The 13,805-nt window shown below is 65.2% G+C and carries 8 protein-coding genes; all 8 read right to left on the reverse strand.

All coding sequences use genetic code 11. The features are described 5' to 3' along the window. Nucleotides 1-93: 93 nt before the first annotated feature. Nucleotides 94-2,217, reverse strand: a complete 2,124-nt coding sequence (locus BcFMB_RS00760; RefSeq protein WP_024541091.1) for an APC family permease — start codon at nucleotides 2,215-2,217, stop codon at nucleotides 94-96. Between the two features lie 93 nt (nucleotides 2,218-2,310). Continuing rightward, a complete protein-coding gene (locus BcFMB_RS00765; RefSeq protein WP_099720751.1) occupies nucleotides 2,311-3,669 on the reverse strand; it encodes a C1 family peptidase in 1,359 nt (452 codons plus the stop codon). A gap of 27 nt (nucleotides 3,670-3,696) precedes the next feature. Further along, nucleotides 3,697-5,055 carry a C45 family autoproteolytic acyltransferase/hydolase gene (locus BcFMB_RS00770; protein WP_024541093.1) on the reverse strand — a complete coding sequence of 453 codons (1,359 nt, stop codon included), beginning with the start codon at nucleotides 5,053-5,055 and terminating at the stop codon, nucleotides 3,697-3,699. 338 nt (nucleotides 5,056-5,393) lie between these two features. Then, nucleotides 5,394-6,041: a peptide deformylase gene (locus BcFMB_RS00775; protein WP_024541094.1), complete on the reverse strand. Its 648-nt coding sequence runs from the start codon at nucleotides 6,039-6,041 to the stop codon at nucleotides 5,394-5,396. Nucleotides 6,042-6,084: 43 nt separating this feature from the next. After that, nucleotides 6,085-7,467 (reverse strand): phosphoglucosamine mutase, encoded by a 1,383-nt coding sequence (gene glmM / locus BcFMB_RS00780; RefSeq protein ID WP_024541095.1) that lies wholly within the window; start codon nucleotides 7,465-7,467, stop codon nucleotides 6,085-6,087. A gap of 283 nt (nucleotides 7,468-7,750) precedes the next feature. Then, nucleotides 7,751-10,375 (reverse strand): aminopeptidase N, encoded by a 2,625-nt coding sequence (gene pepN / locus BcFMB_RS00785; protein ID WP_099720752.1) that lies wholly within the window; start codon nucleotides 10,373-10,375, stop codon nucleotides 7,751-7,753. 78 nt (nucleotides 10,376-10,453) lie between these two features. Then, a complete protein-coding gene (locus BcFMB_RS00790; protein WP_232513818.1) occupies nucleotides 10,454-12,487 on the reverse strand; it encodes a ribonuclease J in 2,034 nt (677 codons plus the stop codon). Between the two features lie 378 nt (nucleotides 12,488-12,865). Beyond that, nucleotides 12,866-13,774: a 4-hydroxy-tetrahydrodipicolinate synthase gene (gene dapA / locus BcFMB_RS00795; protein ID WP_033491110.1), complete on the reverse strand. Its 909-nt coding sequence runs from the start codon at nucleotides 13,772-13,774 to the stop codon at nucleotides 12,866-12,868. Nucleotides 13,775-13,805 lie beyond the last annotated feature (31 nt).

Raw genomic sequence — 13,805 nt, forward strand, 5'->3', positions numbered from 1 at the left:
GGCGGGATCCGCGCATGCGCCGACGGATATTGGCGGCGTATGCGTCCGGCCGTGACGCCGGCTGGACGCATACGCCTTGCGACGCGGCGCCTCTCAGTGCTTGGGCTGCGAGGTGCCGGAGGCCGGCTTGGTCGGATCGGTCGCCTGAGCGGCGTCGACGGAATCGATGGGCTTGACCGCGTCCTGCGCCTCATGCGCTTCGGCCTCGTCCACCTGGACGGCGTGGGCGTCGTGCAACAGCGTCGCATCGTCCTTCGCCTCGTTGGCGAGCGCCACGGCTTCGTCGTGGTACTCCCGGGCGTTTCGGCTGGCCACCTGCGCCTCGGCCTGGGCGCGGCGCGCGTCGGCGGCCGCGTCGACGGGCACCGGCGCCGCGGCGACGTCGGCCGCCGCGGGCTTCGGGATCATGTCGCCGGCGGCGTTCGTATGCACGGGCTGCGGTTCGTAGGACACCGTCTTGACGCCGACGGTCGGGTCGCCGACCAATGCGACCTTGGCCGGCTCGGACGGTTCGGTGATACCCTGCTGCTTGAGCAGCGCGGCGGCCGCCTCGCCCTGCTTGGGATCCTTGCCGGTGGGCAGGTCCGCCATCATCTCGTCCTTGTCGTAATGCTTCTTGATCGGCAGGCCCATCGGGTTCTGGCCTTCGGACAGCAACGCGGTCGGTATGTTGGACAGCGCCTTGCCCGGCTTCGTCAGTCCTTCGATCTGCCAGGTGAAGGGGGCGAACTGGTTCGTCGGATCGGCCCAGTCATGCTTGCGCGACGCACGGTAGATGAGCACGCATGCGATGAACACGAACGCGAGCAGGCCGATGATGATCAGATCGTAAGTGGCGCCGGAACCGACCTCGGCGCTCAGCTGCGCCGGCGGGTAGAACGCGAGCACGATGCCGAAGACCGAGACGAGGATGCCGATGCCGGCCACGATCCACGCGCCGGCCATGCCGCCGGGCACGCGGAAGCCGCGCGGTCGGTTCGGCTGCTGGTAGCGCAGCCGCAGGAACGCGACGAACATGAGCACGTAGTAGCTCAGGTACAGGATCGTGATCGCCTGTGTGATCAGGGCGACGAAGCCCTCGACGTTCGGCAGCAGGAACACGATGAACGCGATGATCGTCATCAGCGCCATCTGCGTGTACATCAGACGGCTCGGCATGCCGTGCTTGTTGTTGTTCTGCAGGAACTTCGGCAGGAAGCCGGAGCGTCCCGCCTGGCCGAGCATGTAGGACGGGCCGGCGAGGTTCGTGATGAGCGCGGCGAAGCTGTTGAGCATGCCGAGCCAGCAGAAGACGAGGTAGAGGTCCGGGAATCCGATTGTCGCGCCGAGTGCACGATAGGTGGCGAACAGCGTGTACAGCAGGTTGATCTGCTTGTTCGGGATCACCATCGCGATGATCAGCGTGCCGACGATGAAGATGAGCAGCGCGAGGATCATCGAGACGAAGATCGCGAGCGGGAACTGCTTGTTCGGCTTTTTCAGGTCCTTGATGTGCGCGGCGTTCATGTCGATGCCGGCGAAGGAGAAGAACACGCCGGCGGCCAAAGCGAGCGTCGACATGCCCTCCCACTTGGGCACGAGCGCGCTCGGGGCCATGTCGATGGCCGGCGCGTGTCCCTGGCACAGCCAGACGACGGCGAGGATCGTCATGACACCAAGCGGCAGGAAGGTGCCGAGGATGACGCCGTACTGCGCGATCTTGCTGAAGGTCTTGACGCCCTTCGTTGCGAGGAAGCAGCAGAACCAGTAGTAGGCGAGCCAGCCGATCATGATCGGCAGCGTCACCTTCCAGCTGTGCGAGTTCTTCGCAAAGTCGACGGCCCAATCGTACTTCGTCGTGAAGAAGCCGATCGTCGCGGACATCGACGGGATGCCGGAGCCGAAGGTGAAGGTGGTCTGGAACCACAGGATCAGCAGGCAAGCGACCGCCGGGAACACGCCGACACCTTCGCCGACCCAGCGGAAGATGCCGCCGCGCTGGCTCCAGCCGGATGCGAGCTCGGCCGCCACAAGACCGGTCGGCAGGAAGAATAGCAGACCGCCGAGCAGGAAGAAGGTTACTGAGGAGAGCCCGTAGAACGACTGCTGCACATCGTTGGCGAGACCGGCGATCACGGTGACGTTCATCATGATCAGCGCCAGCGTCGTGAGATTGCCGGTGCCTCCTTTGGCGCCCTTGACTATGGCGCCTGATTTGGATTTCGTGTTATCACTCATGTTTTCCCTGACTTACGTCCATGCGCCATGCCGCCCGGTCGGGGCCGCACGGCACCATCGGTTATGGACGGGACCCGTACAGGCCTCGCGGCATCACGGTTCCGGGTTGAAGGTGTTCCAATACGGCAGGATCCTCGGCTCGCTGTCGTAGGCCTTCACGACGTCTTCCGGCAGGTATTCGCGACGGATGGCGACCTCGTAGTTGTATTCGGTGAACCACGAGTCGTCCATGATGAAGTAGCCCTCATGGCCGACCGGCTTGTTGTGCGCGGTGGTGCCCCACGAGTTCTCGACCTTCCAGCGCAGCGGATTGCCGTCCGCGTCCAGATCGACGCCGGCGATCATCATCGCGTGGGTCGGCAGGCTCTGGTTGTACTGGAAGCGTTGGCCCTTGTCGAGCTTGAACTCGAGGCCCATCATCCGCTGCACGTCATAGAGGTTGAGGGCCATGATGCCCTTCTGGAAATCGGAGTCCTGCAGCACGTCGCAGCCGAACCACACCGGTTCACCAGCCTTGAGCTGCTTGATCGTCGCCTGCTTCATCACGTCGATCGGCACGTTGACGTAACGGCAGCGGCGCTTGGAACCGAGCACTTCGCCGGTCATGTCAATCTCGTAGGACTGGTTGTATTCCATGCCCTCAACCGGCAGGTTGATGACACCGATGCAGTCGGCGAACTTGACATCGCCCAAATACTTCTTGTAGAACTCGAGCGGGGTCAGGCCGCGGTCCGCATGGTAGTGCTTGTCGGTGTCACGGTACACGAAGTCGACTGTCTTCGGCGGCTCGCCGAAGCTCACGCACAGCACACGGTAGATGTCGGAGAGCATGCCACGGCGCGCCTCGTCGATGTCCGCGTCCGACTTGCCTTCGGCGACCATCGTGCGCAGCGTGTACGCGTCCTCGCGCAGCATGCGGTTGAGCAGCGCGTCCAGTTCGGAGGAGTTCTTCGTGACCGCCGTCTCCGGCATCGCCTCCTCGGGCACGACGCCGTACTTTTCGACGAGCGCGACGATCGGGTCGAAGTCGCCGCCGTCCTGCTGCGGTGTGGCGAGCAGGAAGTCGATGCGGCGGTCGTCAAGGTCGCTGCCGGCGTACTTGACCATGTTCTCCATGAAGAAGTTGGCCTTCTCGAGCTTGTCGTAGAAGAAGTTGTAGGCCTGCGACAGCTGGAAGCTGCCCTTCGGCAGCTTGAGCTTCTTCTCCATGTGGAAGCGCAGGAAATTGAGCGCCGAATACATCCAGCAGCGGCCGGACTGGCGCTGGTTGGCGACGGCCTCGTCGTCCACGTCCACCGAGAACACGAAGTTGTTCTTGGTGACGACGACGTTCTCACGCTCGCTCGAAGCATGGATGCCGTTGTTCTTGACGGCCTGCTCGGCGATTTTCTGGGCGGCGTCCTTCCTGTAGGATTCTGCCATCTTCGACAGATCTTCTTTGGTTAGTTCCATGATGGATCCTTTCTGCTAACCGTTTCCTTACTCGAACAAAGTCCAAGGCTGGCTCGGGCGGCTCTTGAGATACCCGCGCTGCCAATTCCACTGAGGATGCTGGTCCATGAACGCGTCCGCGTCGAAGGGCTCGCCGTCCGCGCGTCCGAAGATGCCCCACATCCTCATGTTCCTGATATCCTCGGCGTCCGCGCATTTGCCGTCGCACGAGCCGCCCGGGAAGAACGGCACGTTCCACACGCCATGCGGATCGTCGGCGTAGTACTGCGGATCGACGTCGTAATGCGCGCAGATGTCACGCGAGCTCGCGCACTCGTAACCCAGATACGGGTCGAACTTGTCTGCGAGAATCCTCTTGGCCATGTCGTCGTCGATACGGCCGGCGACCTCGGGCATGAGCCGTTCGAGGCGCGTGCGGCGGCCGCCGGTCTGCTGACGCGGATCGTTGTAGCCGTTATCGACGCATTCGAGGTTGCGGATGCGCGGATTGTGCGCGGCGTTGCAGCCGTAGAACCAGCCGTCCTTCGTGCGCAGCAGCTCCTGGTGCTTGAGCCCCTGCTCGTAGCGCGCGATCTCGTTTGTATTGGCATCCACGAGCATCCAGATGTTCGCGTAGCCGCCGTTGTTGCCGTCGTTTTCGATGGCGACCCATTCGTCGATCGTCTTCGCGTATTGCGAGGCCTTGCGCGAGCGCACATATTCAGGTACGCCGTCCACGTCGTAGCCGACGAAGCCCGCGAGCGTCGTCTCGGTGATCCCCAGACCCGCGGAGGTCACGTAGAAATCGGTCATCGAACTGGTGTAGCCGGGGATCGTCTGCATCTTCATCGCATAGCCGTGCGCCGGCTTGATCATTTCGCAAACGTTGAAGTACTGGCCGCTCCAGAAGTCGTCGAAGCTTTCGTGGGCGATGACCGGACGGCCGTCCACAGTGGCGGAGCCGGTGGCGACGAACCCGGTGCAATGCGACCCTTTCGGGCCCATCGGCGGGTTGTTCGAATACTGCGCGGCCACCTGCGGCCACCAGTACCCGGTCAGTTCCATCCATGCGTTCCAGCCGATCACGTCGTCGAGCGTCGTCGGGAAGCCGCCGGCGGTGAAGCCGTCCGCCATCCCCTGCATCTCGTCGAGATACTCCTGGGGGATCTTGTCCTTGTGCAGCTTGACGGCCTGCTCGACGAAGAACGAATAATCCATGCCGAGCGTCTCAAGCGTCATATGGGTGTAGACGCGGATCGCGTCCTTGAATTCGTCGACGAGCAGGTAGCCGTGTTCGAATCCGATCTCGTACGGCTCCCCCTGCACCGTGATGTAATGCCAGCCGTTGATGTCCTTGCGCTCGCCCTTCGCGAGCGCCGCGCGTTGTGCGTCGGTGAGCTCCGCCATGATCGATCGCCGTCCTTTCGTGATTGCTAAGGCACACGCTAGGTTCGCGGTCGCGGTGGTCGGTGGTGTTTTCTATCAAGGCATAACGTTTTTTTCATCGCCATGCGCGCAACAGGGAAAATCGAAGTTTTTCAGGCTTATTTGGAAATATATTTCGCTCTGCGTCGCAATCCCGAATGGGAAACCGGTTACGGTGGCGGCGTTGCCACTAATTTGCGCGCCGCGCAGGGGCGGCGGCCGGCGCATGGTCGCGTGGCGGACAGTCGACGACGTCTGCCCAAATGGTATGCGCCACCGTTTTCATCGGCGGCGCATGCCGTCTGGGCAGTCGGCGGTGCTCACAGCTCGAAGCCGAGCACCTTGGCCGCCTCGGTCGGCACCGGATCCTCGCACCAGAAGTCCTCGAGGTTCTCGGTCGTCGTCAGACTACGGATTTCCGCCTTGTCGATGTACAGTTCGCCGCTCAGATGGTCGGTCTCATGCTGGAAGATGCGCGCCGGCCAGCCGTGCAGCCGCTCCTCGTGCGGCTTGCCGTCCTCGTCGTGCCAGCGGGCGACGATGTCGAGCCAGCGCCTGCGCACCGCCTGGTAGCCTTCGAAGCTCAGGCAGCCTTCGTAGAACGAGCGCGTCTCGTCGCCGACCGGCGTGTAGGACGGGTTGATGATCGCGTGGAACGGGAATTCGGCGATCTCACGCGGGTCGTCGTCGGCGTCCGCATGGTCCTCGACGACGGCGAGCGCGAGGTTGAGTCCGATCTGCGGTCCGGCGAGGCCGACGCCGGGCGCGTCGAGCATCGTCGTGCGCATCGTCTCGATGAGCTTCGCCAACGTGTGCTTGCTCAGCTGGCCGTCGTAGCGCACGCACTGCGCACGCAGGACGGGTTCGCCCGCCTCGACGATCGGCAGCACGCCGTTCTGCGCCGACTTGAGCAGTCGTTCCACATCCCTGTTGAGCGCGATGTCCACGCGCTTGTTCGTTCCGAACATGGTCTTCTCTCTTTCGGGTTTCGATTGCGGTTCGTACGGTGGCTCACAGCGCGAGCTCGTCGGCGACGACCTGCGCGAGACGCGCGGTCACCTCGTCCGCCTGCTGCTGCGTCGCGGCCTCGGCCATGACGCGCACGAGCGGCTCGGTGCCCGACGGGCGCAGCAGCACGCGGCCGGTATCACCGAGCAGCGCCTCCTCGCGCGCGACGGCGTCGAGCACGGCCTTGTTCGTCTTCGCGGCCATCTTGTCGACGTTCGGCACGTTGATCAGCTGCTGCGGCAGCTGCGGGAAGTCGGCGGCGAGGCTCTTGAGGGAGCAGCCGGAATCGACGATCTCCTTGCACAGCGTCAGCGCTGTCAACGTGCCGTCGCCGGTCGTCGCGAACTCGCGGTTGATGACGTGGCCGGACTGTTCGCCGCCGAGGCTGTAGTCGCCGCGCAGCATCTCCTCGAGCACGTAGCGGTCGCCGACGTTCGTCTGCACGGTGCGGATGCCCATCTCCTTGAGCGCGAGCTTGAGGCCGAGGTTGCTCATCACCGTCACGACGAGCGTGTCGTGGTTGAGCTTGCCTTCGCGCTGCTTGGCGCGCGCGAGGATGCCCATGATCTGGTCGCCGTTGACGAGCGTGCCGTCCTCGTCGACGGCGAGGCAACGGTCGGCGTCGCCGTCGAACGCGACGCCGAGATCGGCGTTGGAGGCCTTGACCATCGCCTGCAGCTGCTCGGGGTGCGTCGAGCCGGCGTTCTTGTTGATGTTATAGCCGTCGGGGGACGCGTTGATGACGATGACGTCGGCGCCGGCGCGGCGCAGCGCCTCCGGGGCGACGACCGACGTCGCGCCGTTCGCGCAGTCGGCGACGACCTTGAGCCCCTTGAGCGGCTTCGTCTGCGTGCCGTCGACGATCGGCGCGATCGTGGCGACGAGATGGTCGATGTACATGTTCGTCGCCGTGTTCGAATCATGGCTGACGCGGCCGACGCCGGCGCCGGTGGGGCGTTCCCAGTCCTGGCCGAGGACGGCTTCGATCTCGTCCTCCTTCGCGTCGGGCAGCTTGAAGCCGCCGCGCGCGAAGAACTTGATGCCGTTGTCCGGCATCGGGTTGTGCGAGGCGGAGATGACGGCGCCCATCTCGACGTTGAGCACGCTCGTCAGATACGCGACGCCCGGCGTCGGGATGATGCCCGCGTCGATGACGTCGAAGCCGCCGGCGGACATGCCCGCGGCAAGCGCGTTCGACAGGAAATCGCCGGAGACGCGCGTGTCGCGCCCGATCAATGCGCGGCGGCGGCCCGCCTTCTGGTCGGGTTTCGGGGCGTCGTCGCCGAGCACGCGCACGGCCGCGTCCCCCAGATCGAGCGCGAGCTGCGCCGTCAGATCACGATTGGCAAGACCACGGACACCATCGGTTCCAAACATACGTGGCATATTCATCCTCACTTGATATGCATCAGACCACCGATCCGACCGATTATCCGCGACCGGACCATACCGTGCACGATTCTACTGCACCGCACGTCTACTGCGCCCGCGGCGATTGCCGAGGGCGGCGGATGCTGGACCGCCATGCGCGGACGACGGGGCGGCGACGGCATCGAATGCGAGACGAACCGGAGCGGAGCCGAACCGCAGACCTGCTACGACGACGGGGGCGGATCACGGCGATCGCCGTGATCCGCCCCCGTCGTAGCAGGTCAGGACAGCCGCAGACTCAGTCCTCGACGGTCTCGCCCAGCTTCATGTTGAACTCGGCGACGTCGCGGGTGCGTTCCGAGGCTTCGACGTTGCCGCGGACGATGCGCTTGAGCGCGTTGTCCGCGTCCTGATGCGCGTCAAGCCACGCGTTGCCGGCTTCGACGAGCTTCGCCGGGTCGGCGTAGCCCGGATAGAGGCCTTCGAGCAGCGCCTCGGCCATATGGAAGGACTTGTTCTTCCAGATCCATTCGGCCTGCTCGAAATACTCGTCCACATACGGGTCGGCGAGCGCTTGGCTCGGCGTGCCGGCGAAGCCGCGGGCGACCTCCTCGAGCTGGCTGTTCGTCAGCGCGTCGTTGTGCAGCGCCTGGTCCCATGCCCAGCGCTTCGCGTCGGCGGTCGCACGCACGGCGCGGGCGCCGTAGGCGAATTCGCGGTTCTCGGTCGTGTCGCGGCGCTTGAGCTCGGCGTCGATGTCCGCTTCCTTGATTGCGTTGACGGACGCGAGCGCACGTACGAGCGACCAGCGGAAGTTGTTGTCGAGTTCGAGTCCTTCGAGCACGAGCGAGCCGTCGAGCAGGCTGCGCACCGTATCGGCGAACGCGCTGTCGCCTTCGACGCCGTAGCTCAGATAGGCGGAGGCGAGCTGGAACTGCATGTCGGAGCCGGCCGGCGCGTTCTTGGCGAGCGTGAGCAGCTGTTCGGCGACGTGGCGTGCGATGTCGGCGCGCTTGGCCGGGTCGGTGTAGTGCCAGACGGTCGTCGACAGCGTCGCGAGCGCGTAGCGGAAGGTCGTCGATTCCGTTTCGGTCGACAGCAGCTTGAGCGTCGTGTCGATGAAGTCGGTCGCGGCGAGTTCGGCGTCGCGCGTCATGTCCCACAGCGCGAGCCAGACGACGGCGCGGGTGAGCGCATCGTCGAAGCGGTGCAGGTTCGCGAGCGCGAACGCGAGCGAGTCGTCATCGAACCTGAGCTTCGTGTAGGTCAGGTCGTCGTCGTTCGCGAGGATGAACGCCGGCTTCGGTTTGCCCTGCGCGGGCACGGCCGTCGTCTCGCCGTCGACGTCGAGTTCGATGCGGCCGGTGCGCACGACCTTGCCGCTGGCGGTGTCTTCGTTGTAGAAGCCGACGGCGAGGCGGTGCGGGCGCAGCACCGGATGCGCTTCGGGCGCGCTCTGCGTGAGCGTGAGCGTCGCGATCGTGCCGTCGTCGGCGCTCGTCACGTCGGTCGTGATCGTGTTGATGCCCGATTCCTCGAGCCACTTCTCGCTCCACGTCTTGAGGTCACGGCCCGAGGTCTCCTCGAGTTCGGCGAGCAGGTCGTTGAGCGTCGCGTTCGAGTAGGCGTGGCGGTTCAGATAGTGGTTGATGCCTTCGAAGAACCTGTCGCGGCCGACGTAGGCGACGAGCTGCTTGAGCACGGAGGCGCCCTTCGCGTAGGTGATGCCGTCGAAGTTGACGTAGGTGTCGTTGAGGTCGTTGATCGGCGCGACGATCGGGTGGGTCGTGCTCAGCTGGTCCTGGTTGAGCGCCCAGCTCTTCTCGCCGGAGCAGAAGGTCGCCCATGCGTCCTTCCAGTCGGTCGCCTCGGCGGTGGCGAGCGTCGACGTGAACTCGGCGAAGGATTCGTTGAGCCACAGGTCGTTCCACCATTTCATCGTCACGTAGTCGCCGAACCACATGTGCGCGAGCTCGTGCAGCACGGTGACGACGCGGCGTTCGGCGAGCGCGTCGGTGACCTTCGACGAGAAGACGTAGGAGTCGCGGATCGTGACCATGCCGATGTTCTCCATCGCGCCGGCGTTGTATTCGGGCACGTAGATCTGGTCGTACTTCGCGTACGGGTACGGCACGCCCCAGGTCTTCGCGTAGAACGCGAAGCCTTTCTTCGTGATGTCGAACAGGTAGTCGACGTCCTTCGCGAAGTCCTTGGCGAGCGCCTGGCGGCAGTACTGCGCCATCGGGATTGTGCGGCCGTCCTCGTTCTCGTAGGTCGTGTGCCATGCGGCGTACGGGCCGGCGCAGATCGCGGTCAGGTAGGAGCTCATCGTCGGCGTCGGTTCGAAGGTCCAGCGCTTCGTCGTCTCGGACGGCTTGTCGGCGAGCGTGCCGTCCATCGTCATCCGGTCGAGGTCCTCGATGGCGGCGACCGGCATGTTCGACGTGACGATCCACGACTGCGGCGCCGTCACCGTGAAGTCGAAGACGGCCTTGAGGTCGGGCTGGTCGAAGACGGCGTAGACGCGGCGCGCGTCCGGCACCTCGAACTGCGAGTACAGGTAGACGTTGCCGTCGGACGGGTCGACGCTTCGGTGCAGGCCTTCGCCGGTCGTCGAATAGCGGCACAACGCCGTCACGGTGACGGTGTTGTGCTCGGCGAGGTCGTTGAGCTGGATGCGGTCGTCGTCGAAGACCTCGTTCGGGTCGACGTCGGCGCCGTTGACGACGACCTTCGTCACCTCGTCGGCGATGAGGTCGAGGAAGGTGCTCTCCCCCGGCTTCGCGTCGAACTCGATCGTCGACGTGGAGACGAAGGTCCTGTCGCCCTGCGTCAGATCGAGGTCGACGGCGTAGTGGATCGGATACTGCACGATCGATTTGCGTTCCTGCGCTTCGACGCGCGTGAGATTGGCTCCTGGCATGGTGCTCCTTGCTGCTTGCTTGTGCTTCTGCTTTCCTGTCGGCGTTGCGCCCCGTCCGGCCGTGCGCGGCCGTGGACGTCAGTGCGCGCCGCCCTCCATCGATTCCATGTCGGCGGCGATGTCGGCGACGACCGGGACGATCATCGGCTTGCGGTGCAGTTCGCGCGCGACCCAGCCGCCGAGCGTGCGGCGCATGATCTGCTGCAGCTTGTGGACGTCCTTCGTGCCGGTCATCATCGCGTCGCGCAGCTGCTCGACGATCTGGTGGCGCACCTTCTCGAACTCCTTCTCGTCCTCGGCGACGGCGTTGAGATACACCTTCGGGCCGGAGACGACCTCGGCGGCGTCCGTGTCGACGACGGCGAAGCACGAGACGAAGCCCTCGGATCCGAGGATGCGACGCTTCTCGAGCTCCTCGTCGGTCAGTTCGCCGACCGAGTCGCCGTCGACGTAGATGTAGCCGCACGGCACCGATCCGACGATCGCGGCCTTGCCGTGGTAGAGGTCGACGACGTCGCCGTCCTCGGCGAGTACGACGTTGTTCGGGTCGATGCCGGTCTTCACGGCGATCAGGCCGTTGGCGACGATATGGCGGTTCTCGCCGTGGATCGGCATCGCGTTCTTCGGCTTGACGATGTTGTACATGTACAGCAGCTCGCCTTCGTTGCAGTGGCCGGAGACATGCACAGCCGCGTTGTCGCGGTTGACGACGCGCGCGCCAAGCTGCACGAGCTTGTTGATGACCTTGTACACGCCGTGCTCGTTGCCCGGGATCAGCGAGCTGGCGAGGATGACGGTGTCGAACTCGTTGATTGTGATGTCGCGGTGGTTGCCGTCGGCGATGCGTCCGAGCGCGGCCATCGGCTCGCCCTGCGAACCGGTGCACATGTAGACGAGCTTGTTGTCCGGATAGTCCTTCGCCTTCTTCAGGTCGACGACGGTGTCCTCGGGCAGGTGCAGATAGCCGAGGTCGGCGGCGATCGCCATGTTGCGCACCATCGAACGTCCGACGAAGACGACCTTGCGCCCGTACTTGTGGGCGGCGTCGACGACCTGCTGCACGCGGTGCACATGGCTCGAGAAGCTCGCGACGATGATCTTGCGCGTCGCCGTCGCGAAGACCTGGTCGAGCGCCGGGCCGATCGACGTCTCCGGCTTGACGAACCCGGGCACCTCGGCGTTCGTCGAATCCATCATCAGCAGGTCGATGCCCTGCTCGCCGAGCTTGCCGAACTCGACGAGGTCGGTGACGCGGTGGTCGAGCGGCAGCTGGTCGAGCTTGATGTCGCCGGTGTCGATGAGCGAGCCGGCGGGTGTGCGCACGCACACGGCGAGCGCGTCCGGGATCGAATGCGTCACCGAGACGAACTCGAGGTTGAAGGGGCCGACCTTGAGCTTGTCGCGGCCCTTGACCTCGATCATCTCCGGTTCGAGGCGGTGCTCCTTGCACTTCGCCTCGACGAAGCCGAGCGTGAGCTTCGAGCCGATGAGCGGGATGTCGGGGCGCATCTTGAGCAGATACGGCACGCCGCCGATATGGTCCTCGTGTCCGTGCGTGAGCACGAGCGCGTCCACCTTGTCGAGGCTGTCCTTGATGTAGTTGAAGTCCGGCAGGATCAGGTCGACGCCCGGCTGCTCCTCCTCCGGGAACAGCACGCCGCAGTCGATGAGCAGGATGTGGCCGTTGTATTCGATGACGTTCATGTTGCGGCCGATCTCGCCCAGACCGCCGAGCGGCACGATGCGCATCGACCCCTTGCGGTACTTCGGCGGCGCGATGCGGTTCTCGTCGCTCGTGTCCGACGTGGCGAGCGCGCGCGTGCGCGTCCTGCTTGCACCCGACTTCGCGTCCCCCTTCGACGCGGCCTTGCGGCTGCGCGTCGTCTTCTTCTCGCCCGACTTCGCGGACGCGGCCTTCGATGCGGTCTTGCGCGCGCGCGTCTTCTTCGCGCCGCCGTCGCCGATCGATTCGACGGCGAGCTCGGCCGCCTCGATCTGGTCGTCCGAACGTCGCGCCGAACGTCGGCGGGTCTCCGCGGGCGTGTCCTGTGCCGTCTGCGCGGCCTTCCTCTTCGATCCACGCACATGCGTGGCTGCTGCTGTCTCTGTCATGGTTTCTTCTGTTGGTTTCTCTTCGGTGCCGCCCGCCTATGCGCGCGGCGAGGCTTCATATCATCGTGTCCGGCGCCTGCGCGGATGCGCGTACGGCCCGTGCGGTACGGCGATGAGGCGGTCGATCATCGGCTCACGATTGTCAATCATTATGCTCACAGTGTATCGCCGTCGCGGACGCGATGTCCGCCCGGGCGGCGTTCTTGCAGCTATCGGCGCAATATGGGACGGCGCCCGTCGGCGCCCGTGGCACGGCCCTCCCGACACCGCAAAGGGCGGCATGGCGGTGCGGGGACGTCCCCGGCACCACCATGCCGCCTCCCTCGGCGGGCCGTCCGGCGCAGCTGCGACGCCGGACGGCCGTCATCCTCTCGTCGTTCAGGCGAGCAGGTCGCTGGCGCGCAGTCCCGCGCGCACGACCTCGATCTGCTTGGTCGTAGGGCCGACGTTCGGCAGACGCATCTGCGTGCTTTCGAGCACGCCGCGCACATACAGCGCCGCCTTCGCCATGACGGCCTGGAAGCCGGTGCCGTTCATCGCGTCGATCGCCGGCGCGATGCGGTTCGCGAGCTCCTGGGCGCGGTGGATGTCGCCGCGGTCGAAGGCCTCGGCGAGCTCGCGCATCGGATGCGCGGCCGCGTGGGCGACGACGGAGATGATGCCGACGGCGCCGATCGACAGGAACGGCAGGTAGAGCGCGTCGTCGCCCGAATACCAGGTCAGCCCGGTCTCGAGGCGTTTGCGCACGGCGCCGGCGATGTCGCCGGTCGCGTCCTTGACCGCCTTGACGTGTTCGAGCTCGGACAGATGGCAGTAGGTGTCAAGCGCGATGCGCACGCCGGTGCGTCCCGGCACGTCGTAGACGATGATCGGCTTGTCGGCCGACTCGTCGACGGCGCGGTAGTGGTAGAAGATGCCCTGCTGCGAGGGACGCGAATAGTACGGGCAGACGACGAGCACGGCGTCGGCGCCCGCCTCCTGCGTCTGCTCGACCATGCGCACCGTGTGCGCCGTGTCGTTCGACCCCGCGCCGGAGATGACGGGGACGTCGACGACCTCCTTGACGGCGCGGACGAGGTCGACCTTCTCGTCCATGTGCGTCGTCGGCGATTCGCCGGTCGTGCCGTTGACGACGAGACCGTCGGCGCCGTCGGCGACGAGCTGCTTCGCGACGCGCTGCGCGGCGTCGTAGTCGATGGATCCGTCGGCCTTCATCGGCGTCACCATCGCGGGGAGTACACGCCCGAAGGGGGCGGGATCGAGAAGATGCATTGTTCCGTCAGTCATAGCTGTAACGGTACTGGGCGGTTAGGACGCG

Origin of the sequence: Bifidobacterium choerinum (genome assembly GCF_002761235.1) — a bacterium.
Lineage (GTDB): Bacteria > Actinomycetota > Actinomycetes > Actinomycetales > Bifidobacteriaceae > Bifidobacterium > Bifidobacterium choerinum.

Excerpts from the sequence above, each read along its gene's own strand:
- dapA (WP_033491110.1), bottom strand. The coding sequence starts at position 13,774 with ATGACTGACGGAACAATGCATCTTCTCGATCCCGCCCCCTTCGGGCGT.
- BcFMB_RS00790 (WP_232513818.1), bottom strand. The coding sequence starts at position 12,487 with ATGACAGAGACAGCAGCAGCCACGCATGTGCGTGGATCGAAGAGGAAG.
- pepN (WP_099720752.1), bottom strand. The coding sequence starts at position 10,375 with ATGCCAGGAGCCAATCTCACGCGCGTCGAAGCGCAGGAACGCAAATCG.
- BcFMB_RS00775 (WP_024541094.1), bottom strand. The coding sequence starts at position 6,041 with ATGTTCGGAACGAACAAGCGCGTGGACATCGCGCTCAACAGGGATGTG.
- BcFMB_RS00760 (WP_024541091.1), bottom strand. The coding sequence starts at position 2,217 with ATGAGTGATAACACGAAATCCAAATCAGGCGCCATAGTCAAGGGCGCC.
- BcFMB_RS00765 (WP_099720751.1), bottom strand. The coding sequence starts at position 3,669 with ATGGAACTAACCAAAGAAGATCTGTCGAAGATGGCAGAATCCTACAGG.
- BcFMB_RS00770 (WP_024541093.1), bottom strand. The coding sequence starts at position 5,055 with ATGGCGGAGCTCACCGACGCACAACGCGCGGCGCTCGCGAAGGGCGAG.
- glmM (WP_024541095.1), bottom strand. The coding sequence starts at position 7,467 with ATGCCACGTATGTTTGGAACCGATGGTGTCCGTGGTCTTGCCAATCGT.